The following is a 22,575-nucleotide window of genomic DNA, read 5'->3' as shown; positions in this document are numbered from 1 at the left end:
CAGTGCCTATACAGAATTTGCGCGTTTACTCCACTAGCCTTGATCGCCACCTCCTACCGGCAACACGGACCCGGTGATGTAGCTCGCCTCCCGCGAGGCGAGGAAAGCGATAGGAGCAGCCTGCTCTTCAAGGGTCCCGTAGCGTTTGAACTCAGAAGAATCAATAGTCTGGTCAACAATCTGTTGGTACCATTCCTTCTCCGTGTTGTCTTCGGGGCCTGGCCCGCGCTTAACGACGCGCGCCGGTGCCTCCGTGCCACCGGGAGCAGTGGCGACGACACGCACGTTTTTGGAAGCCGCCTCCTTTGCAAGTGCAGCGGTGATCGCATTGACTCCGCCCTTCGCCGCTGCATAAGGAACCCGGTTCACTCCGCGCGTGGCCACGGAGGACACGTTGACGATGGTTCCACCGCCCGCATCGATTAACGCCGGTAATTCAGCGCGGACAGACCACAAGGTGGTAAATAGCGAGCGTTGAATCTCCTTCTCGATCTCTTCAGGTGAGTAGTGCTCAAATGGCTTTGCCCAGATTGTTCCGCCAACGTTGTTGATGGCCACGTCGATACGCCCAAACATATCGACGGCTTGCTTCACCATGGACGCTGCACCATCAAACTGCTCCAAGTCGGTGGCGCACCAACCGATCTCAGCGCCTGTTCGCTCGGTCAATGTGTCGGCGACTTCCTTGACCAGCTCGGAGCGATCGACGAGGAAGAGCTGCGCGCCTTCGTGCGCAATTCGGTTGGCCACCGCGAGGCCGATTCCCTGGACTGCTCCTGTGATGAGCACGACCTGGCCCTCAAAACGGCCTGGGGTAAACACTGGGGGAGCGCCCTCCACACCGTCACCGGTAGGCATTTCACCGAAAGCCATTAGCGGTCACCATCCTCGATTGCACGGTGCACAGTATCGATCGCACTCCGGTGATGGCGTTCCACAACGGTGCGGCACGCAGCGAAGTCCTTTGCTTCGAGGGCATCGACAAGATCGAAGTGGTCCTGGACGACGCCACCGATAACTACGCCAGTGTCCGACAGTTCGGTGTGCATGACTTCGACTACGTCCAGGACGTTATAGGCCTGCTTCATTGCGTCATTTCCGGACCTGTCGAACAGGTAGTTGTGGTACTCCGCGTTGGCTTCGGTGTATCCGGCCGCGTCGACAAACTTGTCACCTTCGATGAAGCTTTCACACGCCTTAGCCAGCCTGCGCATTTCTGCGTAGTCGTCATCGTCGAGCAGCTCGATCATGAGTGTTATGACACCGAGCTCAAGAGCCATCAGTGCGTTGAACTGCGCCTCAGAGTTCGTCTTGGCGCTCAGGACATGGCCTGTTTCCACGTTGCCCTGGGAAGTGATGGTCTTCGACAGGCCGTCTTCCACAGTGGCGACGGTTTCTGCGCCCTTATCTGCTGTGGAGAGGTCCTCCGCGCCGGTTTCAGGCTCCGGGCCCTCGGACGAATCACCGACATTAGGGGTGAACTTCTCGTAATAGAAGTTCGCCGGAGGATTCTCCAGGTCGCGGAAATAGGTACGGACTGCTTCGACCATCGGAGGTGGACCACAGAGGTAGACATCCACATCGCCGCCGTGCATCAGCTCGTCGGTCAAATGGTCGGTGACATAGCCTGTGCGCTCATGCTCCTCGCCTTCACCGGAAACAACAGAGAACCAGTCAAAATCACGCAGCTTCTCTTTGAAACCATTGAGCCGCTCAACTTCGACGATGTCGTGGTTGAATGTCGCACCATAAATCAAGCGCACCGGCTGCGACATGTCCGGATCCTCCGCCAGCTTCTCCAAAATGGCAAGAATTGGGGCCAGGCCTGTGCCACCGGCGAGCAAAAGGATGGGTGCTAGCGGTTCGCGCAGGAAGAACGAACCCATAGGCCCCGTCAGATTGAGACGGTCGCCCACCTTGGCTTCCTCGGTGAGGTAGTGCGACATCCTGCCGCCTGGGGTGTTCTTCACCAAAAACGTGACGATGTCGTCGCTCGGTCCCGACGAAAAAGAATAGGAACGATGGAAATCCGCGTTAGGGGGCGCGATATTGAGGTACTGGCCAGGCAGGTAATGAAGCTGGTCGCGCTCCTCAATCTTCACAGCGAACTTGATGGTCGATTCAGAAAGTCGCTCCAGCTCCTCGATGTGACCGATCATCGTTGCAGCGCCAGTCTTGGCTGCTGCCGACGTGGTGGCGATCTGAACGACCATATCGTCGATCGGGTAGGTCTGGCAGCAAAGAATATATCCTTCGTCCGCCTCGTCCTCCGTCATCGCGTCATCAATGTATTCGCCTTCTTCGTATTCTCCTGATTCGCAAAAGGCTTTGCATGTACCGCACGCGCCGTCACGGCAATCGAACGGAATGTTAATGCGAGCCTTGTATGCGGCGTCGGTGATGGTTTGGTCTTCTTCGATCTCGATGAATCGGGTGACTCCATCTTCGAAAGTCAGGGCTACTTGTGGTTGAGCCATGGGAGTTCCTTCACTGCAGAATTAGGTGCATGCCTTTCTTTCAGGGCCGCTGTTGATGCGACTGAAAGAAAGGCACGATGGTTCTTCTTTAAGTACTGCTCAATTAGGGGATTGGTTTAGAGCATGTACACATCGACGACATGGTGGATGTAGTCGTTCTTCAGGACGATCTTCTTCTTCAAGATCTGTGGCGAATCGCCCGAGAAATCAATGGTGACCCAGGTGGTTCCGAAGTAGTGGTCCGTGGTGTTGTACCGGAAGTAGTAGGAAATCCAGTTGTAGCGGACATCCACCTGCTTGTCGCGGCGGTCCAAAATTTCGAGGTTGGTCAGGTTGTGGCCGGTGCGTGGCTCTGGGATGGAGGTGGCGGCTGAGCGCTCGGTGCGGATGCGGAAGATGCGGTCTTCCATACCTGCACGGTTCGGGTAGTAGATCAGCGAGATCTCCGATTGCGGATCGGTGGTCAACTCGTCGTCCACATCCCAGGAGGGCATCCAGTATTCGGCATCTGGGTGGTAGCACTCGAGCCACTTCTCGAACTCGCGGTCGTCGAGAAGCCGGTTTTCGTAGTAGAGGAAGTCAAGAATATCGTCGCGGGTGATGTCAGACATGATAGGGAATCCTTCTTAAGAGAATGCGGAATTGTGGGCAGCGTGTGGCAGTATCAGCTGATTACTTGCGCTTCCTGCGGACGCGACGCCCGGAGGATGAGACCTCGCCGCCGGAGTTCTTCGACGCAGAGGCTGCCTTAGCTTCAGCGCGTTGCTTCGCATGCTGGGTGGTTGCTGCGGAAGCATGGTCGTCGTTACGTACATTCTTCGAGGTACGTTCCTGATGATCTTGGTCTTCCTGGTTCACCGCTGCCTCAAGAACTTCCTCCCAGTACGCGTGCTGAATCGGGTAGAGGCCCTCGTCCTCGGTGCGCGTTCCCGAGCTGAGCACACTGCTCATGCCCAAATCCTTCGCCAGGTCATTTGCACCTTCGACTTGGTGGCCCAAACCGCGGGTCATGTCGTTCCACGGGAAGGAGGAAGCGCGGTAGGTCTTCTGGCATGAACGGAACTCTTCCAGATCATCCGGGGTAGCCATACCGGTAGCGTTGAAGAAGTCTTCGTACTGGCGGATGCGGTTGGCGCGGTTTTCAGCGGATTCGCCCTTAGGCGCGATACAGAAAATCGTGACCTCGGTCTTGTCCACGGACACGGGCTCGAGGCGACGAATCTGGGTGGAGAACTGGTCCATGATATAGACGTTCGGGTACAGGCAGAGGTTGCGGCAAGCACCCACCATGAAGTTGCCGCGCTCTTCACCGTGGAGCTCCTTCAGCTCTTCCAAGCGGTCGAAGACGGGGCGATCCTCCGGGTTAGCCCACTCGGACCAGAGCATGAGGTGACCGTAAGGGTAGGAGAAGTATCCGCCACCCTGCTCGCCCCACTTACCCGCATCCATGGCCTTGGTCTCATTGGCGGATTCACCGGTGCTGCGGCGTGAGGTCGTGGCAGCATAGTTCCAGTGCACGGAGGAGACGTGGTAGCCGTCGGCACCGTTTTCTGCCTGCAGTTTCCAGTTGCCGTCGTAGGTGTAGGTCGATGCGCCCTTGAGGACTTCGAGGCCTTCTGGCGACTGATCGATCAGCATATCGAGGATGACGCGGGTATCGCCAAGGAACTCCTCAAGGTCAACCACATCGGCGTTCAGGGAGCCGAAGAGGAAGCCGCGGTAGGACTCGAACTTTGGCACGCGGCGCAGGTCGTGCGATCCCTCAGTGTTGAAGTTGCTGGGGTAGGCGCCGTTGGCCTCGTCCTTTGCCTTGAGGAACGTACCGTCATTGGAGAACGTCCAGCCGTGGAAAGGGCAGGTCAACGTGGTGCGGTTATCTACTTTTCGACGACACAGCATCGCGCCGCGGTGAGAGCAGGAGTTGATCAAGCAGTTCAACTTGCCGTCCCGGGAACGGGTGATCACCACTGGCTGGCGGCCAATATTCGTCGTGAAGTAGTCGCCTACGTTAGGGATCTGGGATTCGTGCGCAAGGAAAATCCAGTTGCCTTCGAAGATGTACTTCATTTCGAGCTCGAAGATCTCTTCGTCAGTGAAGATCTCGCGGTTCAGGCGAACGATGCCTTCTTCGGGGCTGTTCTCTAATGCGCGAGAGAGGATTTCACGAGTCTTGTCAGTTGGGGCGGTCATGGCAATCTCCTTCTGCCGGTTAGCACTGATAATCGCGGTAGCGATGGGTACTGGTGCGTTCAGCTACGTAGCGAAACCTGCTGTGCGTTGCGCACTTAGATGCAGCGTTCGGACGTGGCCTTAAAGCATCATCACAATTCTTACCCTTTAGAGACTTGGATCACACCAGGGGGAATTCCCGGGCTTGTCTAGGGGGTTGGTTGGGGAGTGTGAAACCCAAGGAGGAAGCCTTTTTGTTCGCCGGACCATTGGGCGGTGGCCTACTGCTCCACCCCCTGGGTTGAGGGGAACGCCTAGTGCTGACTACGGGGATTTTCCTCTGGCAGAAGTCCGCGACCCTTTGACGTTGGGTTTTGTTTCAAGCTTGGCTGGCCGCGGCCTTTGTGACCTGATTACCCCCTGGCCCGTAAGGGTGATCTGTTGCACACTTAGAGGTGCCAGTCCGGTTAAGTAACAAACCCAACAGTGAGCGTTGGGATTGGAAGCATCACGGCCTACAGGTCCTACCAATCCAGGCAGGTGTTGCATTCCGGGAGCGGGCTTTCCCATCTTGTAAGAATTTTCACTAAGGAGACACCAATGTCTGACCAGGTTGCACAGCAAGAAGACCCAACTGCCAAGGGTTCCGGTACCGCGGCTACTGAAAAGTTCCTTCACGAAACGGTGAAGTCGGACACCTCGAAGGAGCGTGCTCGTGAGATCTACACTGATCTTCTCGCAGCTATCGCAGAGGTCGCGCACAAGCACCAGGTGACCTACGACGAGTACCGCGTGTTGAAGCACTGGATGATCCAAGTTGGCGAATACGGCGAGTGGCCACTGTGGCTGGACGTGTTCGTCGAGCACGAGATCGAGAAGATCAACTATGACCGCAACAACTACACCGGCACCAAGGGTTCCATCGAGGGCCCGTACTACGTCGAAGATGCTCCTGAGCTGCCTTGGGACGCTGAAATGCCAATGCGTGACAAGGATCGCGAAGCTACCCCGCTGATCTTTAAGGGCCAGGTCACCGACGTTGACGGCAACGGCCTCGGCGGCGCGACCGTCGAGCTGTGGCACGCGGACGAGGATGGCTACTACTCCCAGTTCGCGCCAGGTATCCCTGAGTGGAACCTGCGCGGCACCATCCGCACCAACGAAAACGGTGAGTACAACATCAAGACGCTGCAGCCAGCGCCTTACCAGATTCCTCACGACGGCCCGACTGGCTGGTACATCGCTTCCTACGGTGGCCACCCATGGCGCCCAGCGCACCTCCACCTGCGCGTGAAGCACCCTGGCTACCGTGAGATCACCACTCAGCTGTACTTTGATGGCGGCGAGTGGACCGAGAATGACGTGGCTACCGCAGTGAAGCCAGAGCTCATCCTGTACCCAGAGCAGGACGGCGAGGGCCGCAACGTTGTCGAGTACGGCTTCCGTCTGGACAAGGAAGACTAGACGTCGGCTGCGGTGACCGCATCACCGATCCACGACAGGCTTGAACCACACTAAGGTCCCGGCGCCGTTCACCTAGGCGCCGGGACCTCTGCCTGTTCATTTACTATCTAATCCAAAACCACACAACAGCCCCACGCTTGAGGAGTTCCCCTGATGTCTGATCTGACAATTGCACAAGTAAATACCACTCTTTTGGACGTGCCTCTCATCCGGCCGCACGGCTTTGCCACCTACACTGCGACAGCGCAACCCATCCTCCTGGTCGAAGTTTTCCTTGAAGGGGGCATCAGCGGCTATGGCGAAGGAGTTGTCCCTGGCGGCCCTTGGTGGGGCGGCGAGTCTGCCGAAACAATGAAGGTGATCATTGACGGTCACCTTGCACCGATCATGATCGGCCGCGAGGTCAACGAGCTCGCAGGAATCCTTGCGGATTTCGAAGGTTCTGTGGCCAACATGCGTTTCGCAAAGGCCGCAGTCGACGTCGCAATGCACGACGCATGGGCACGCGCACTCGGGGTTCAGGTCAGGGACCTGCTGGGCGGGCGTTACCGCGACGAGCTCGACGTGACCTGGGCCCTCGGCGTGTTGCCTCTCGACGAAGCAGTCGCTGAGATTGAGGAGCGCATCGCTCAATACGGGCACCAGTCTTTCAAGCTGAAGATGGGATCAGGCGATCCCGCAGTGGATACGTCGCGCATTGAGCAGCTCGCGGAAGCTCTCGACGGCAAGGTTGGCTTGCGGATCGATGTCAACGCGCGCTGGGATCGTCTGACAGCCCTGAAGTATCTGCCGCGTCTCGCCCAGGCCGGGGTGGAACTTTTCGAACAGCCCACACCAGCCCATGATCTAGAAACGCTCAGAGAAATCACCACCCGCATCGGCGTGCCTGTGATGGCGGATGAATCGGTGTGCTCCCCAGCTGACGCGCTAGCAGTTGTGCGCACCCAAGCCGCGGACGTGATCGCGCTGAAGACGACCAAGCTGGGCGGGCTGCAGGAATCGAAGAAGGTCGCCGCCATCGCGGAGGCGGCAGGTCTTGCGTGCCACGGCGCGACATCCCTGGAGGGGCCCTTCGGAACCGCAGCCTCCCTGCATTTCGCGTGCGCAACACCTGCGGTGACCTACGGTTCGGAGCTTTTCGGTCCCATGCTTCTGCGCGAAAGCTACACCACCGAAGACCTCGTCTACGAAAACGGTGTGGTTCATCTGCCTGAGGGGCCGGGCCTTGGGCTGGAACCTGACTGGGACAAGGTCAAGGCCTTCGCCCGAGATTAAGCGGCGGCGCTAGATACACTGGGTCCATGTCGAATCCCTATTTGGTGATCATTCGCGCGACCACACCCGATGATATGGACCCAGAGGTACGCGCGGACCTGCTGCAGCGCACCCGCGATATGCTGCCCGCCGGGTTCTACCAGGTGGTGGGGCAGCGATCTGTGGCTGGCATCCTCGAGACCGAGGACATCGACGCTTGGGTTGCGCAGCTCCCACTTGCACCGTGGGCCGAGGTGGAGGTTACTGCGCTGAGGCAGCGGTGATAGGCAGCTTTTCGCTTTCCGACGACACCACCGCGGTTCCCGGGGAGCGCAACCCAAAGAGTGCCACTGCCGTGAATACGAACACCGCGGCCACCGTGATGTACAAAGCTTCTGGGGACCATCCGGCTTCGGCCAGGTAGCCGATCAAAAGTGGGCCACACACCGCGCCAACACGGCCGGCCGCAAGGGCTGCTCCCACGCCGGTCCCGCGCAGGTGCGAAGGATAAGCGGCTGGGGTGACGGTGTACATGCCGGTGACACAGCCATTGAGCAGCATGCCCACCAGAACACCAAGCGCGAAGGCAAGGGTGGGGATGCCGGTGGAGTAGATGAAGGCGATGAGCGTGCCGGCACCCAAAATTGAGAAGGAAATCAACACGGTACGCGCCGAGATCTTGGTGGTCAGTACGCCAAAGATGAGGGATCCGATCGTGCCGCCGAAGGAGAGCATGATGCCACCGAGGATGCCCTGTTGGGCAGTCATGCCGGTTTCGGTGAGCAGCTTCGGGGTCCAAGAGTTCGCGAAGTTAAATCCGAAATTCACCAAGGAGAATGCGATCCAGAGGCGAATCGTGACTCCAAGAAAATCGCCGGAGACAAGCTCACGCAGCGGTGCTTTCTCTGTGCGGACGACGGGGTTGAGCTCCACATCGGTGCCATGCCCGATGCGTGCGGAGACGCTGCGGACGCCATCGAGGTCACGGCGGTTGGACAGGTAATCGGTGGACTCGGGAAGTACGAATAGAACGCCGAGCAAACCGACAATGGTCAGGATCGCGCCAGTGAAGAAGATCCATTCCCAGCCGATCGTCGGAATGAACTGGGCTGCCAGTGTGCCGCACAACGTGGCGCCGAGACCGTAGCCGGAGGCGTAGATCGCCATGGCCAGACCACGGAACTTGCGGTTTGAGAATTCACTGGTCACCACGGTGATGGTGGCGAGGATGCCACCGACGCCGATGCCGGTGACGATACGCCAGGTCAACAGGCCACCGAAAGTGGTGGCGAAGCCCGTCATCACCAAGCCCACCAGGTTGATCAGAATGGAGGCGATGATCATCTTGCGGCGACCGAACTTATCAGCCAGGGGCCCCAGGAGTAGAGCACCGACGCCCATGCCCAGCAGAGCGGAGGAAAGCAACCAGCCCAGGGCGGCCGGCCCAATGCTGAACTGCTCGGTGATGACGGTCGAAGAATACGCGATGGCGACCAAGTCATAGCCGTCGAGAGCGTTGAGGTAGGTGACCAGGGCAATGATCAGCCACTGGTAGGCGGTCATACGGGATGAATCAATGCGGGTACGAATGTCCATGCGGGGTATCCTTGTGGTGTCGTAGGGGAACTACTCCCGACAATGGTGGCGGGGTAGCTTCCGCTCGGCACAAGGGCTCTCGGCGTCACGGACTGTGCAATTTTTCTGAAAAGAAAATTTAGCGCATTCGACCTCAAAAACAAACCAATTATATTCATCCCAGTGCGGCGGCCAAGTCGGCCCGCCCGCGAATGCCCAGCTTCTTGTAGATATTGGTGAGGTGAAACTCGACGGTCTTCAATGACACAGTCAGCTGCAGAGCGATCTCCCGATTGGTGGTGCCACCGGCAGCGAGGCGTGCGACCTGCTCCTCTTGGGCGGTCAGGCCCAGGCGTGAATGAACGCGCCCACCGACGCCACTGAGCTGGCGTTCCTTGTTGCAGCGTTCCACCATGGCATACGCCCCCATCTCCTCAAAGAGGGTGGAGGCGCGACGGAAGATATCGTCGGCACGCTGCCGGCGCCCAATCCGGCGCAACGTGATGCCGTATTCAAAGAGCACACGGGTGGCGTAGACCGGCATGGGGGAGTGCTCGACGGCGTCGACGGCATCGTCGAAAAGCGATAAAGCCCGTTCCGTGTCCCCGCGCTGCAGCATGATCGTGGCGCGCGGGACGGCCAGGCGAGCAAACCAGGAGGGCAGGTCCACGCCGCTGGCGCGCTGCTCGGCCGCGGAGAGGGCCTCTTCGGCTTCATCGACACGCCCGGCACGCAACAAGGTCTGGACATAAATATCCTCCCACGGCCAGAAGCCGGGCTGGTGCGGACCGGCGCGCTTGGCGGCGGCTGCGAGGTCATCAGCGGCGCTGACCGTGGAATGTAGATCCCACAAGTTGGCGGAGACAAGCAGGCGGGCCATCGCCGCGGGGATCTGCTGCAGTGCAAAGGAATCGCTGCCGGCTCCGGCGCGGTTCACGTAGGACCGTGCCAGGGATTGGTCACCCTCCATCGACGCGATCAGCGCGCCGGTCCACAGCAGGAACGGCTCAAGCAGGCCCACCTCGTGCAGTTCGCAGGCAGACAGGCCACGTTCGACGACCACTTTGGCATCGTTCCATTGGCCCAGGATGAATAGGGTTCGGGCGAAGAGAGCATCGCGCCACATCCCCACAGACAGGGCGCCGCCGGGCACGGGGCGGAGGCGCTCGCGGGCAGAGATGGGATCATCGTCGGCAAGTGCCGCCCACCCGCCGAACAAGTTATAGCGTTCGCGCGACACCGCGTGATGGAATTCTGGTGGCTGACCTGGGGGCGTGCGATTGGCCAACAGGTACGCGAAGGCGCGGTGAATGTGGGCTTCCTCGTAACGTACGGAACCGGGGCTAGCCAAACTCATGGTGTGCTGTGCCCGCATCGCCAGCCCGCGCGGATTCCAGTTGGCAAGCTCATACATCGATCCGGCGGCGGACTGCTCCAGAGACTTCGTCACTGGCTCCAGGTAGGTCTGCGCCTGGGCGCGGTTGCCCCTATACAAAGCGATATAGCCGGTGAGGGTGTCGCGGTGCTCCGCGTTGACCACCCCGGTACAGTCCTGCAGGAACAACTGGGCAGACCCCAGGCCAAGGTCATCGGCGTGCGCCTGAGCTTTGGACAGCAACAACTTCTCCCGCGAGATGGCATTGGTGGCACGCGGCGGACTTGGGGTAGCAGCTTGGGTGATGGCATTAAAACGAGGATCGCGGAAAAACGTTTCCTGCCCCAGCTCTGTTGAGCGGAGCTCAATAATCCCCGCGGCGATCGCCTCCTTCAGATCCTCCGCCACAAGGGGCCGGGCATATAAGGCCTCAATTGTCTCCGGGCGAAGCCCCTTGATGGACTTGTTGAACTCTAAGTGCCAAGAGTCCGGGATCGTGATCGCCGTATTGGCCTGCGACCAGTAGTCCCGCGGGGCCACATCCAGCATCTCAGCCACATAATCCGGCCGGCCCCGAGTAGCGAAATACAAGTCTTCGATCAGCAGCGCCGGAAGTTTATGCCCAGTCAATGCGCGAGCAAACTGATCCGTCTCTGGGAGCGTGAAGGGGGTCAAGCTGATGATGTCGTCGGCAAGCACATTCAAGCGTTCCGACGACACCGTGGTCACAATGCGAACCCCGTGACGTTTAGCGGCGGTGACCAGCTCACGAAACGAGGTGTCGTCGGCTTTGTCGAAATCGTGAATGAACACGATGGCATCATCGGGGCGGTCCTTGAGCTGGGTGAGCAACGCGCCGGGGTAGCTCAAATCCCAGGGCAGAACGTTGACCACCTGCGTTTTCTCTTTAGGGAAGTGGGAAGCGAGACCGTCAAGAAAGCGGCGCGCCCCCAAACCCTCGGCGGCAGGAATGATGATGAGCCGTTGCGTGTGGGCATGCACAATGCCGACGACTCTCTCAACCAAACGCCTACGCAGAAATTGATCAGCTTGCTGGGCCATGCATCACGCCTTTACTTCTTTATCTAGAAGCTTACCGACGATTACCCCGGCAACCAGTCCCCAAAACGGGGCGGACAGGCCTAGGAACGTAACTTCTGCGATGGTGACCAGGAAGCACGCCAAAGCACCGGTGGAAAATGGGCCGGAGAAACCGGCGACAAACGCATTCTTGAGTGGGGTGAGCATGGCCAACCCGGCTAGCGCTGCGATGAATGAAGCGGGCATACCAAGCATGAATGCCACAAACACCGGGGCGACAAAGCCCACCAAAATCGCGGCAATGGCGTTGACGATTGCGGCTGCGTAGTGGCGGGAAGAATCCTTGCTGGAGACCAGCAGGGCGTTCGTCGGGCCCGTTAAGCATGTCGACGCGCACCCCAACAGCCCGACGGGAAGCGACCACAGGCCCGAGATCGCGGAGGAGAGGTTCGTGCCCTGGTTGTGGCCGGCGGCACGCAGCACCGCGAGCCCTTGGCCGTTCTGCACAAAGACGACGGTAATTGCTAGAGGAATGACCAGCTCCACCATTGCGCCCCAAGAAAACACAGGTGCAACAAGCTGCGGAGTGGCGAAAATTCCATTGGCTGCAAGGTCGCCTTCGAACCTTCCCGCAGCCAAGGCGATAATGGTTCCCAGTACCGCCGCGGTGGCAACTGGGGGCAGCCATTTACCGGCGGCTGGGATCATGGTGAGAATGACGAATAATACTGTCATCGGGACGGCCATCACGGGATCGTCGACAAGCGCGCCGATTAAGTCAGTGCCGAAGCGTAAAAAGACGCCCGCCACCATGGCCATGACGATGGTGGAGGGGATCAAGGCCATAATCCTTTGGATGAGGCCAGTCCATCCCAGCACGAAGACAAATAGGCCGGTAACGATATAGGCGCCGACGACTTCATTGAGCGTGTAGTGTCTCAGCGCATCGCCGACCAACACTGTGCCCGGGATCGTCCAATAAAAGGCCATGGGGGAGCGGTAGAGGTACGTCATCAATAAGGTGATGATGCCGTTGCCCAAGAACGCGCCCAAGATCCAGGAAGATGTCTGCTCTGGTGAAAAATTTCCTGCGGCGGTCGCCGCGAGAATCACAGCAACCGGGCCGGAAGCGGAAAAGATAAACGCGACCAGGCCGTTGCCGATCTCGGTGGGGCCTGCATCGCGGAGGAACTCGCGGAAGGTGGGGCGTGGGAGCTGGGGGCGTTCAATCGCACCGAGGAGCTTGGTCATGCGGGCGACACTACCGCAGCGCGACAATTAATGTGTTCCAGAACACTTTTAGCCTACTTTTGGTTGAACCTCTCGAGTCCACAATTGCCGGGCAGTGGCGCTAATCGCGACGCGCAGACGGGGGAATCGTCGTTAAGCGCGCTTGCTACTAAGCTGGGTGGGACAATCTGTGGGGAACTCGCTACAATCGGGCTACCCTGCAGGCTGGAAGTACAAGCGAACGGAAAAGCGAGCGTTTAAACCTCATGTCAGTGACTCAAGATAGCTCCGACCTGCTGAAGTGCTCTTTCTGCGGAAAGAGCCAAAAGCAGGTGAAGAAACTCATCGCGGGTGGCGGAGTGTACATCTGCGATGAGTGCATTGAGTTGTGTAATGAGATTATCGAAGAGGAACTCCAAGGCGCCCAGGCCGAGGAAGATTCGAAGAGGCAGCGTCTGCCGCGGCCTTCGGAGATCTCCGCGTTCCTCGACGATTATGTCATCGGCCAAGATGAGGCCAAGCGCACCCTGTCGGTGGCTGTATACAACCACTACAAGCGCATTCGCGCAGAAGAGGCAGCGTCCACGAGGAAGAAGCGTGATGACGCGGTAGAGATCGCCAAGTCCAATATCTTGCTGCTGGGCCCCACCGGCTCCGGCAAGACGTACCTAGCGCAGACCTTGGCGCGCATGCTCGACGTGCCTTTCGCCATCGCCGATGCCACCAGCCTGACTGAGGCTGGCTATGTCGGTGAGGACGTAGAAAATATCCTGCTGAAACTGCTGCAAGCCGCTGACTTCGACGTGGCGCGTGCGCAGCGCGGCATCATCTACGTCGATGAGGTGGACAAGATTTCGCGTAAGTCTGAAAACCCCTCGATCACCCGCGACGTTTCGGGCGAGGGCGTGCAGCAGGCGCTGCTGAAGATCTTGGAGGGCACCGTCGCATCCGTGCCGCCACAGGGCGGGCGGAAGCACCCGAACCAGGAATTCATTCAGCTGGACACCACCAACGTTCTGTTCATCGTTGCCGGTGCGTTCGCGGGCCTAGAGAAGGTCATCGCGGAGCGCGTGGGCAAGAAGGGCATTGGCTTCGGCGCAGAAATTGAGTCGGAGAAAGAGCGCGAAGAGCAGCAGATCCTGAAGAAGGTGCAGCCTGAAGACCTGGTGAAGTTCGGCCTGATCCCGGAGTTCATCGGGCGCCTGCCGATCGTGGCTACGGTGGACAACCTGGACCGCGAATCCCTGATCAAGGTCCTTACTGAGCCGAAAAACTCCCTGGTAAAGCAGTATGAGCGCCTGTTCTCCATGGATGATGCCACCTTGACGTTCACCGAGGAAGCCCTTGGTGAAATCGCGGACAAGGCCGCAGAACGGGGAACCGGTGCCCGTGGCCTGCGCGCCATCATGGAAGAAGTCTTGGTGCCGATCATGTACGACCTGCCTGATCGCGAAGACATCGACGAAGTCATCATTTCCGATGCCGTTGTCCGCGGCGAGGGCGAGCCAACCTTCGTGCTTGCCGACGAAGAAAAGTCCGCCTAGTCCAGTAGCAGGGCGGCGTTAGTAGATGTCGTCGCCTAGCTCATAAATTTCTCCGGCGGCAGGGGCCTTAGGGATCGCAGGTGTGGCGCTGAGGTAGGAATCGTAGCCCGAGTCGGGGATATTAGACGTCAGGAATGCCAGCACCGCGTCGATCACGAAGCGACGCATTCCTTCGGTGTTCTCTCGGCTGGTCGGGTCGATCTGAAAGAGATTAATGGACAGGGCACGGCCACCGATCCGGTAACTGCCCAGCGACACAATGAGCGCCAAGAGATCCTCTGCGGAAATTCCGGGGCGGAAAGCGCCGGCGTCTTGGCCCATCATGAGCAGCCGCTCCAGGTGCAAGGTGAGCTCGGATGCTTCCGCAATGGCGGAGATTTCTGTGAGTTTGAGCACAGGATCCATGTTTTCACGCTGAAGTAAGCGCAGAGAATCCTCCTGTTCCACCATGCGATAGAAGAGTGCATCAACAAACCGGCGTACGCCCTCGACGGGGACAGCATAGGAGCGGTTAAGGAGATCCTCTGGCGGGTGCAAGCGAGACACCGCGGTAGCCAACGCCTGCTGGTATAGACCTTTTTTATCGCCAAAATGGTAATGGATCATACGCTTGGACATGCCTGACTTCTTGGCGATTGCGTCTAATTTGGTACCGCTAAATCCATTTTTGGCAAAACCGGTCAGCGCGATATCGATGACATCGTGCACGGTGGTGTTGTCGCTGGTGTCGCTAGCATCGTCGGGTGCATTGTGCTCGTTCACGGAATCTTCCACCGGACCTTGGTCCTGTGGTTGCGAATTCGAAGACATGGCCACCTTTCGTACGGCGACGGTGAGCGGGAGCCCACCCAAACTGGAAAACTATAATTTTTACCTAATTATCTGTACTGATCACAGTCTATAGTGCCTGAACTACACCCGTGGTGTGCCTGGTTGTAGCCAAACCCACACAAAACCCGATAAAACTGCCATTTTAGGGGGTGATTTGTGGGGGAGGGGCCTCAAGCTGTGATCGGCCGCACTGGTTTTCGCGTGCTTGCGGGCGTCTTTGAATCGCTTCGCGCTAGGGGAAACGCGGGTAGGCTGTTGGTTGTCAGGCAGTGGTCAGAGACAGCCACCACAGACATCCAAGCGAATCAAGTGAGAGGTATTTTCCAATATGGTTACGTCTTCTAATGCTCCCGTGAAAGTTGCAGTCACCGGCGCGGCCGGCAACATTGCTTACTCGTTGCTGTGGAGGCTTGCGAACGGCGACGTATACGGCCCTAATACCCCCATCGAAGTGACCTTGCTTGAGATCCCTGATGCGGTGAAGGCCGCCGAGGGTGTTGCGATGGAACTGTCGGACTCCGCGTTCGACCTGCTCACCAAGATCACCGTCACCGATGATGCGAAGACCGCATTCGACGGCGCCAACTCCGCCTTCCTCGTCGGCGCGAAGCCACGTGGCAAAGGCGAAGAACGTGCAGACCTGCTCGCCAATAACGGCAAGATCTTCGGCCCTCAGGGCCAGGCGCTCAACGACCACGCTGCAGATGACCTGCGCGTGCTGGTCGTCGGTAACCCGGCCAACACCAACGCACTGATCGCGGCGAACGCAGCCAAGGACATTCCTGCGGACCGTTTCAACGCGATGATGCGGCTGGACCACAATCGCGCCGAATCCATGCTGAGCCAGAAGCTCGACGTGACCACCAACGTTTTCGAACAGGTCGCTGTGTGGGGCAACCACTCCGCCACCCAGTTCCCAGACATCACCTACGCCACCGTCGACGGCAAGCCTGTTCCAGAGGCTGTAGATAATGACTGGTACGTCAACGAGTTCATCCCACGCGTGGCAAAGCGCGGCTCCGAGATCATCGAGGTACGCGGTAAGTCCTCCGCAGCGTCGGCTGCGTCGGCAGCGATTGACCACATGCGCGACTGGGTGCAGGGAACCGACGGCAAGTGGACCACCGCCGCTGTTCCTTCCACCGGCCAGTACGGCGTGCCAGAAGGCCTGATCTTCGGCTTCCCAGTGATCGGCGAGAACGGCGCCTGGAAGGTTGTCGAGGGCCTAGATATCTCTGACTTCCAGCGCGAGCGTATCGACGCGAACATCACCGAGCTCGAAGGTGAGCGCGACGCAGTCGCCGACTTGCTGAAATAAGAGACCAACGAAAAGCGGCGACACAGTCTAGGGTGTGGAATCATGCGTTACGGTATTGATTTTGGCACCACAAGGACAGTGATCGCCGCTGTTGATCGCGGGAACTACCCTGTGGTGAATATCCCAGACCCGCAGGGCGACCTCCACGAGTATGTTCCCACCGTCGTTGGGTTGGTCGAGGGAAACATCCGCGCCGGCTGGGACGCGATGGCTGCGGTAGACCAGGGCGTCGTCGTCACGCGCTCGTTCAAGCGTCTCTTGTCTGCGCCGGATATCGGCCCGCACACTGAGGTCACGGTCGGTGATCGCGTATCGACGATCCCCGAAGTGCTCGCAACCTTCGCACGCTATATCATCGACCAGCTCCGAGCCCAGCAGCCTGCCGACGAGCCGGTGGAGATCGTGCTTGGTGTCCCGGCCAACGCAGGGTCGACCCAGCGCCTGCTCACCATGGATGCTTTTCGACGAGCCGGCGCCACCGTGATTGGCCTGATCAATGAGCCAAGTGCTGCCGGTTTCGAATACACCCACCGCTACGCGCGCACTCTGAACACGAAGCGTACCTCGATCATCGTGTTTGACCTGGGTGGCGGCACTTTTGATGCGACCTTGCTGCGCATCGATGGGTTGGACCATGTGGTGGAACGATCCACGGGTATTGCGCGTTTGGGCGGCGATGATTTCGACGATGTCTTGGCCGGTCTTGCCCTGCCGCCGAAGGTGCTGGCCGATGGTGTGCCCCCTGCCGTGATGGACAGGATCCGCGAAGCAAAAGAGGCGATTAAGCCGCAAACCCGCCGGGTGCTGATCGACCTGCCTGGCGGAGCAGTCACCGTTCCTGTCGCCGATTTTTATGAGGCCGCCACACCTCTTGTGGAGCGCACGATGGAGGCCATCGTGCCGTTGCTGGGGGAGCAAAACAGCCTGCGCGATACGGAGATCGCCGGCATTTACTTGGTCGGCGGGGCGTCTGCGTTGCCTCTGGTCTCGCGGGTCTTGCGGGAACGCTACGGAAGGCGCGTGCACCGTTCGCAGCTGCCCACTGCGTCGACGGCGATTGGGCTTGCGATCGCGGCGGACCCGGAGTCTGATTTCCACCTCACCGACCGCCTCGCGCGACGGATCGGGGTGTTCCGCGAGGCGCACGAGGGCAGCCAAATCTCCTTCGACGAACTGGTGGGGCCAGAAGATCCCACCACCACGGTGACTAGGCGATACCGGGCCGCCCACAATATCGGCGTGTTTCGCTATATCGAGTATTCCTCGCTTGACGACGACACCCCGGGCGACTTCACCGTTCTGGCGGAGGTCTACGTTCCCTTTGACCACAACCTGCGGTACTGCTCGGACCTCAGCGAGGTAGATGTGCAGCGCAGCGATTTTGGTCCCGCTGTCGTCGAAACGCTCAGCGTGGATGACAACGGCGTGGCAACGATCACGATCGAATTGGATGACGGCTACACGGTCACCGCGACCGCCGCGCCAGAACTTAGCTAGGTCATCTAATCTGTGCTGCCTGTACCGGCTAGACTGGTGCGCGTGACTGAAGCAAACGTGGGCAAGAACCGAGCAGACAACCTCCCGAAGAATTGGGAGCCTCAATCCCTGGAGGCGGAGCTGTACCAGGGGTGGGTAGATAAGGGCTATTTCACCGCCGATGCGGAAAGTGATAAGCCTGCCTACTCTATTGTGCTGCCGCCACCGAATGTGACGGGCCAGCTGCACATGGGCCATGCGCTCGACCACACGCTGATTGATGTGATGGTACGTCGGAAGCGCATGCAGGGTTATGAGGTGTTGTGGCTGCCGGGGATGGACCACGCGGGCATCGCCACCCAAACCAAGGTGGAGGCTTTGCTCAAGGAAACTGAGGGCAAGGACCGCTACGATTACGGCCGCGAAGAATTCATCCAGCACGTGTGGGACTGGAAGGAAAAGTACGGTGGCACCATCCAGTCGCAGATGCGTGCCATCGGTGATTCGGTGGACTGGTCCCGTGATTCCTTCACCATGGATGAGAACCTCTCGCGCGCGGTGCAGACCATCTTCAAGATGATGTACGACAAGGGCATGATCTACCAGGATTACCGCCTGGTGAACTGGTCACCCGTGCTGGAGACCGCCGTGTCTGATATTGAGGTGATTTACGAGGACGTCGAGGGCGAGCTGGTCTCCATCCGTTACGGTTCGCTAAACGACGACGAACCCCACCTGATCGTGGCCACCACGCGTGTGGAAACGATGCTGGGCGACGTGGCTATTGCCGTGCATCCCGACGACGAGCGCTACGCCGCTTTGGTCGGTACCGAGTTTGATCACCCGTTCCGTGATGACCTCAAGCTGAAGGTCATTGCCGACGACTACGTGGATATGGAATTCGGCACCGGCGCGGTGAAGATCACCCCTGCCCACGATCCGAATGACTATGAGATGGGCCTGCGCCACGATCTGGACATGCCGATCATCATGGATAAGACCGGCCACATCGCAGATACCGGTACCCAGTTCGATGGCCTGACCCGCGAGGAAGCCCGCGTTAAGGTGCGCGAGGCACTGGCGGAACAAGGCCGCATCGTCAAGGAGGTCCGCCCGTACGTGCACTCGGTTGGACACTCGGAGCGTTCCAAGGAAGCGATTGAGCCGCGCCTGAGCTTGCAGTGGTTCGTCAAGGTCGAGGAGCTGGCGAAGATGGCCGGCGACGCGGTGCGCGAAGGCGACACGAAGATTCACCCACCAGCGTTGGAGAAGCGCTACTTCGACTGGGTGGACAACATGCATGACTGGACGATTTCGCGCCAGCTGTGGTGGGGCCACCGGATCCCGATCTGGTACGGGCCCGAGCAAAGCGACGGGACCCGCGACGTGGTCTGCGTGGGCCCGGACGAAGAACCGCCAGCAGGCTATGAGCAGGACCCTGACGTGCTGGACACCTGGTTCAGCTCTGCACTGTGGCCTTTCTCCACGATGGGCTGGCCGGAAAAGACTGCGGACCTAGAAAAGTTCTACCCAACATCCGTGCTGGTCACCGCCTATGACATCCTGTTTTTCTGGGTGGCGCGCATGATGATGTTCGGCACCTTTGCCGGCAAGGAAACCCCGGAGGTCTTGGGCGAAGGCATCGACGGCCGCCCGCAGGTGCCTTTTACGGATCTCTACCTGCACGGCCTGGTGCGCGATGAAAAGGGTCGCAAGATGTCGAAGTCCCTGGGCAACGGCATCGACCCGATGGACTGGGTGGAGGAATATGGCGCGGACGCACTGCGCTTCGCCCTGGCTCGTGGCGCGAACCCCGGTGTAGACCTGCCGATCGGCGAGGACAACGCCCAGGCCGCCCGCAACTTTGCCACCAAGCTGTACAACGCCACCAAGTTCGCGCTGATGAATGGTGCTGCGGTGAGCGAACTGCCTGTCCGCGAGACGCTCACGGATGCTGACCGCTGGATCCTCGACCGCTTGGAGGAGGTCCGTGCGCTTGTCGACGAGCGCCTAGATGACTACCAGTTCGCGAAAGCCAACGAGGACCTCTACCACTTCGTGTGGGATGAGCTGTGTGACTGGTACCTGGAGATTTCCAAAACTCAGATTTCTCGTGATCTTGACCAGGCGACGGAGGAGGAGAAGGCCCGCACCCGGTCCACCCAGATCGTGCTGGGTCGCGCGCTTGATGTTGTACTGCGCCTGTTGCACCCCACCATGCCGTTCATCACGGAGATGTTGTGGACCGCGCTGACCGAAGAGGAGTCCGTCACCCAGGCCCCATGGCCATCGTCTGAGGACACCAACGGTGGGGCAGCTACCGATGAGGTAGCGGCGCGAAGGATTCAGGATTCCATCAAGCTGATCACTGAACTGCGCCGTTTCCGCGCCGACCAAGGTGTGAAGCCTTCGCAGAAGGTTCCGGGCAAGCTGGACTTCGCCGCGGCTGACCTGGAGGACCAGGAAGCCATGGTGCGCGATATTGCGCGCGTGGAGGCGCCGGGTGCGGACTTTGCATCGTCGGCAAGCATTGAAATGCGCCTGAGCCAGACCACCCTGGACGTGGAGCTGGATACCTCCGGCACAGTGGACGTGGCTGCGGAACGCAAGCGCCTGGAAAAGGAGCTTGCTGCCGCAGAGAAGGAACTGGAGACCACCGCGAAACAGCTGAACAATGAGCAGTTCCTGGCGAACGCGCCGGAGGCCGTGGTGCAGAAGATCCGCGACCGCCAGCAGATAGCAACCGAAGAGCAAGCGCGCATCAGCGCGCGATTGGAGAACTTGAAATAGATGACGGGTCATCGCCCACATTCTGACGACGAACAGATCAAGCGCATTCTCGAGGCCATCGATGCCAGCATCGACGACGGTGATGCTGACCTGACCGATGAGGCGGACCTGCCTGAGCAGCCCGCCTTCGACGTGGAGACCACCGACGCCGGCCGCACCCTCAACCTGGGCGGAGCGCCGGTGGTGGGCGAAGACCCCGTTGAGGTCGAGGGTTTGGAGACCGAGACGGTCGAACCGATCCAGCGGCCCATCACCGACGACGACCGCGCAGCACTAGCGCGGGTGACCGAGAAGCTGGGGCAGCGGGCGAACGAGCGGGAGATCGAACCGTCGACCGAGAAGATCTCGCTGCTGCTTGATTTCCTGGGTACCCCGCAGCAGAGCTACAAGGTGATCCACGTGGCTGGCACGAACGGGAAAACGTCCACGGTGCGGATGATCGCAACGCTGCTGGAGGCTTTTCACCGCCGCGTGGGCTTCTTTGTCAGCCCGCAGATCAACGCCGTCAATGACATGATCAGCATCGATGGCCAGGACATGCACCCGGCGGACTTCGTGCGCATCTATGAAGAGATCGCGCCTTTTGTGGAGATGGTGGATGCCCGTTTCGATATTCCACTGTCGAAGTTTGAGGTGCTTACCGCCATCGCTTTTGCCGCATTCGCGGATGCGCCGGTGGATGTCGCCGTCATTGAGGCCGGCATGGGTGGGCTGTGGGATTCCACCAATGTGGCCGACGCGGATGTCAACGTGATCACCCCGATCGGCCTGGACCACACCGACTACTTAGGCGAGACCATCGCGGAGATCGCCGCGAACAAGGCCGGGATCATCCGCAACCCCGATGCTGTGGCCGTCATCGCGGCACAACCGGGGGAGGCGCTGGAGCCGATCCTCGCGCGCGCCGTGGAGGTCGATGCTGCTGTAGCCCGCTACGGCAGCGAGTTCACCGTGGCGGATTCTGCCATTGCTGTGGGCGGGCAGACCGTGCAGCTGCGTGGCTTGGGCGGGCTTTACGACGACGTCTTCGTTCCCTTATCGGGCGCCCACCAGGCGGAGAACGCGGCTGTTGCCCTCGCAGCGGTGGAAGCCTTCTTTGGTGCGCATTCGGGCCACCAGTTGGACCAGGACACGATTCGCCGCGGTTTCGCGGCCGTGGAGGTGCCGGGCCGGCTGCAACGCATGGACACCACCCCCACAACATTCGTGGACGCCACTCACAACCCGGCCGGTGCCCAGGCGCTGGCGGCCGCCTTCGAGCGCGACTTTAATTTCACCACCCTGATCGGTGTGGTGGGAGTGCTTGAGGATAAGGACGCGGCCGGTATTTTGCGCGCACTGGAACCTGTGCTGTCAGTAGTTGTGGTGGCGGGCTTGTCGTCGTCACGCGCCATGGACCCTTATGAGTTGGCGGAGCTTGCGCGAGAGATCTTCGGCGATGACCGAGTATTTGTCGACGACACGTTGGCCGGTGCGTACGCGACGGCCCGTGAGCTGGCGCTTGAGGAAATGGGTGGCGATGAGGCACAATCAGGCACTGGTATTGTGCTGACCGGCTCTGGGCAGGTCGTGGCACAAGCACACCCACTGTTTGCAAAGGATGCGGAGTAGATGAGCGACGAGAACTACGGCCCACTAGGCAAGGGCCACGAGCCTGCCAAGGACCCGATGAAAGGCCTCAACGGGGTGGTCGCCGGAGTGCTCTTTCTCGAGGCCATCACCATTTTCCTGTCGCTGACCGTGATCTTGAAGATCGACGATGGTCAGCTGTGGACCACCTTCAACTGGGGGTATATCACCGCGCTTGGTGTGGCGCACACTGTGCTGGCCTTCCTCACGCGTTTTAAGTGGGCGCTGCCCGTGGCGGTTATCTTGCAGGTGTTCTTGCTCGCCGGCATCTTCATTCACTGGTCGGTCTTTGCCATCGGCGTGATGTTCGCGGTGGTGTGGTGGTTCGTTCTGACGCTGCGCCGCAACATGATCGAGCGCATGAAGCGCGGCCTGCTCACCACCCAGCACCTGGGTTAATGC

Annotated in this window: 17 protein-coding genes; 9 read left to right on the top strand and 8 right to left on the bottom strand. The window is 59.6% G+C overall.

Going from position 1 to position 22,575, the window contains the following annotated elements; all coding sequences use genetic code 11:
* Positions 1-33: 33 nt before the first annotated feature.
* From B097_RS0108760 to benA, 4 genes are all read right to left on the bottom strand, one after another.
* Positions 34-873, bottom strand: coding sequence for a 1,6-dihydroxycyclohexa-2,4-diene-1-carboxylate dehydrogenase (locus B097_RS0108760; protein WP_018582156.1), 840 nt, complete (start codon positions 871-873; stop codon positions 34-36).
* Positions 873-2,477: a benzoate 1,2-dioxygenase electron transfer component BenC gene (gene benC / locus B097_RS0108755; protein WP_018582155.1), complete on the bottom strand. Its 1,605-nt coding sequence runs from the start codon at positions 2,475-2,477 to the stop codon at positions 873-875. The genes B097_RS0108760 and benC overlap by 1 nt, the downstream gene beginning before the upstream one ends.
* A gap of 116 nt (positions 2,478-2,593) precedes the next feature.
* Positions 2,594-3,088: a benzoate 1,2-dioxygenase small subunit gene (benB, locus tag B097_RS0108750; protein WP_018582154.1), complete on the bottom strand. Its 495-nt coding sequence runs from the start codon at positions 3,086-3,088 to the stop codon at positions 2,594-2,596.
* Positions 3,089-3,149: 61 nt separating this feature from the next.
* Positions 3,150-4,667: a benzoate 1,2-dioxygenase large subunit gene (benA, locus tag B097_RS0108745; RefSeq protein WP_018582153.1), complete on the bottom strand. Its 1,518-nt coding sequence runs from the start codon at positions 4,665-4,667 to the stop codon at positions 3,150-3,152.
* 579 nt (positions 4,668-5,246) lie between these two features.
* Here benA and catA point away from each other — a divergent pair.
* The 3 genes from catA (at position 5,247) to B097_RS0108730 (ending at position 7,648) form a co-directional block, all read left to right on the top strand.
* Entirely contained in the window at positions 5,247-6,110 is an 864-nt protein-coding gene (gene catA / locus B097_RS0108740) for a catechol 1,2-dioxygenase (protein WP_018582152.1), read from the top strand.
* A 153-nt stretch (positions 6,111-6,263) separates the two neighbouring features.
* Positions 6,264-7,385 (top strand): muconate/chloromuconate family cycloisomerase, encoded by a 1,122-nt coding sequence (locus tag B097_RS0108735; RefSeq protein ID WP_018582151.1) that lies wholly within the window; start codon positions 6,264-6,266, stop codon positions 7,383-7,385.
* 26 nt (positions 7,386-7,411) lie between these two features.
* Positions 7,412-7,648 carry a muconolactone Delta-isomerase family protein gene (locus B097_RS0108730; protein WP_018582150.1) on the top strand — a complete coding sequence of 79 codons (237 nt, stop codon included), beginning with the start codon at positions 7,412-7,414 and terminating at the stop codon, positions 7,646-7,648.
* On the opposite strand, the gene B097_RS0108725 is transcribed toward B097_RS0108730, so the two are convergent.
* The 3 genes from B097_RS0108725 to B097_RS0108715 all read right to left on the bottom strand — a co-directional run bounded on the left by B097_RS0108725 (position 7,626) and on the right by B097_RS0108715 (position 12,606).
* Entirely contained in the window at positions 7,626-8,960 is a 1,335-nt protein-coding gene (locus tag B097_RS0108725; RefSeq protein ID WP_018582149.1) for an MFS transporter, read from the bottom strand. The genes B097_RS0108730 and B097_RS0108725 overlap by 23 nt on opposite strands.
* A 154-nt stretch (positions 8,961-9,114) precedes the next feature.
* Positions 9,115-11,376 carry a helix-turn-helix transcriptional regulator gene (locus tag B097_RS0108720; protein ID WP_018582148.1) on the bottom strand — a complete coding sequence of 754 codons (2,262 nt, stop codon included), beginning with the start codon at positions 11,374-11,376 and terminating at the stop codon, positions 9,115-9,117.
* Positions 11,377-11,379: 3 nt separating this feature from the next.
* On the bottom strand, positions 11,380-12,606 hold the full coding sequence (locus B097_RS0108715) for a benzoate/H(+) symporter BenE family transporter (RefSeq protein ID WP_018582147.1): 1,227 nt from the start codon (positions 12,604-12,606) through the stop codon (positions 11,380-11,382).
* 245 nt (positions 12,607-12,851) lie between these two features.
* On the opposite strand from B097_RS0108715, the gene clpX reads away from it, so the two are divergent.
* Entirely contained in the window at positions 12,852-14,129 is a 1,278-nt protein-coding gene (gene clpX / locus B097_RS0108710) for an ATP-dependent Clp protease ATP-binding subunit ClpX (RefSeq protein WP_026254411.1), read from the top strand.
* A gap of 18 nt (positions 14,130-14,147) precedes the next feature.
* Here the strand turns inward: clpX and B097_RS0108705 are convergent, their stop codons facing one another.
* Positions 14,148-14,939 carry a TetR/AcrR family transcriptional regulator gene (locus B097_RS0108705; RefSeq protein WP_018582145.1) on the bottom strand — a complete coding sequence of 264 codons (792 nt, stop codon included), beginning with the start codon at positions 14,937-14,939 and terminating at the stop codon, positions 14,148-14,150.
* 349 nt (positions 14,940-15,288) lie between these two features.
* On the opposite strand from B097_RS0108705, the gene B097_RS0108700 reads away from it, so the two are divergent.
* From B097_RS0108700 to B097_RS0108680, 5 genes are read left to right on the top strand one after another with little or no spacing between them, the layout of a single operon-like run.
* On the top strand, positions 15,289-16,278 hold the full coding sequence (locus B097_RS0108700) for a malate dehydrogenase (protein WP_040429537.1): 990 nt from the start codon (positions 15,289-15,291) through the stop codon (positions 16,276-16,278).
* 42 nt (positions 16,279-16,320) lie between these two features.
* The gene (locus B097_RS0108695; RefSeq protein ID WP_018582143.1) at positions 16,321-17,775 is read left to right on the top strand and encodes an Hsp70 family protein; all 1,455 of its coding nucleotides are present in this window, start codon (positions 16,321-16,323) and stop codon (positions 17,773-17,775) included.
* 42 nt (positions 17,776-17,817) lie between these two features.
* Positions 17,818-20,544 carry a valine--tRNA ligase gene (locus tag B097_RS0108690; RefSeq protein ID WP_026254410.1) on the top strand — a complete coding sequence of 909 codons (2,727 nt, stop codon included), beginning with the start codon at positions 17,818-17,820 and terminating at the stop codon, positions 20,542-20,544.
* On the top strand, positions 20,545-22,155 hold the full coding sequence (locus B097_RS0108685; protein WP_018582141.1) for a bifunctional folylpolyglutamate synthase/dihydrofolate synthase: 1,611 nt from the start codon (positions 20,545-20,547) through the stop codon (positions 22,153-22,155). It abuts the gene before it with no gap.
* Positions 22,156-22,572, top strand: coding sequence for a DUF4233 domain-containing protein (locus B097_RS0108680; RefSeq protein WP_018582140.1), 417 nt, complete (start codon positions 22,156-22,158; stop codon positions 22,570-22,572).
* The last annotated feature ends 3 nt before the right edge of the window (positions 22,573-22,575 follow it).

Source organism: Corynebacterium pilosum DSM 20521 = CIP 103422, from assembly GCF_000373805.1.
In the GTDB taxonomy this organism is placed as follows: Bacteria; Actinomycetota; Actinomycetes; order Mycobacteriales; family Mycobacteriaceae; genus Corynebacterium; species Corynebacterium pilosum.
This window is presented reverse-complemented; position numbering and strand designations above follow the sequence as displayed.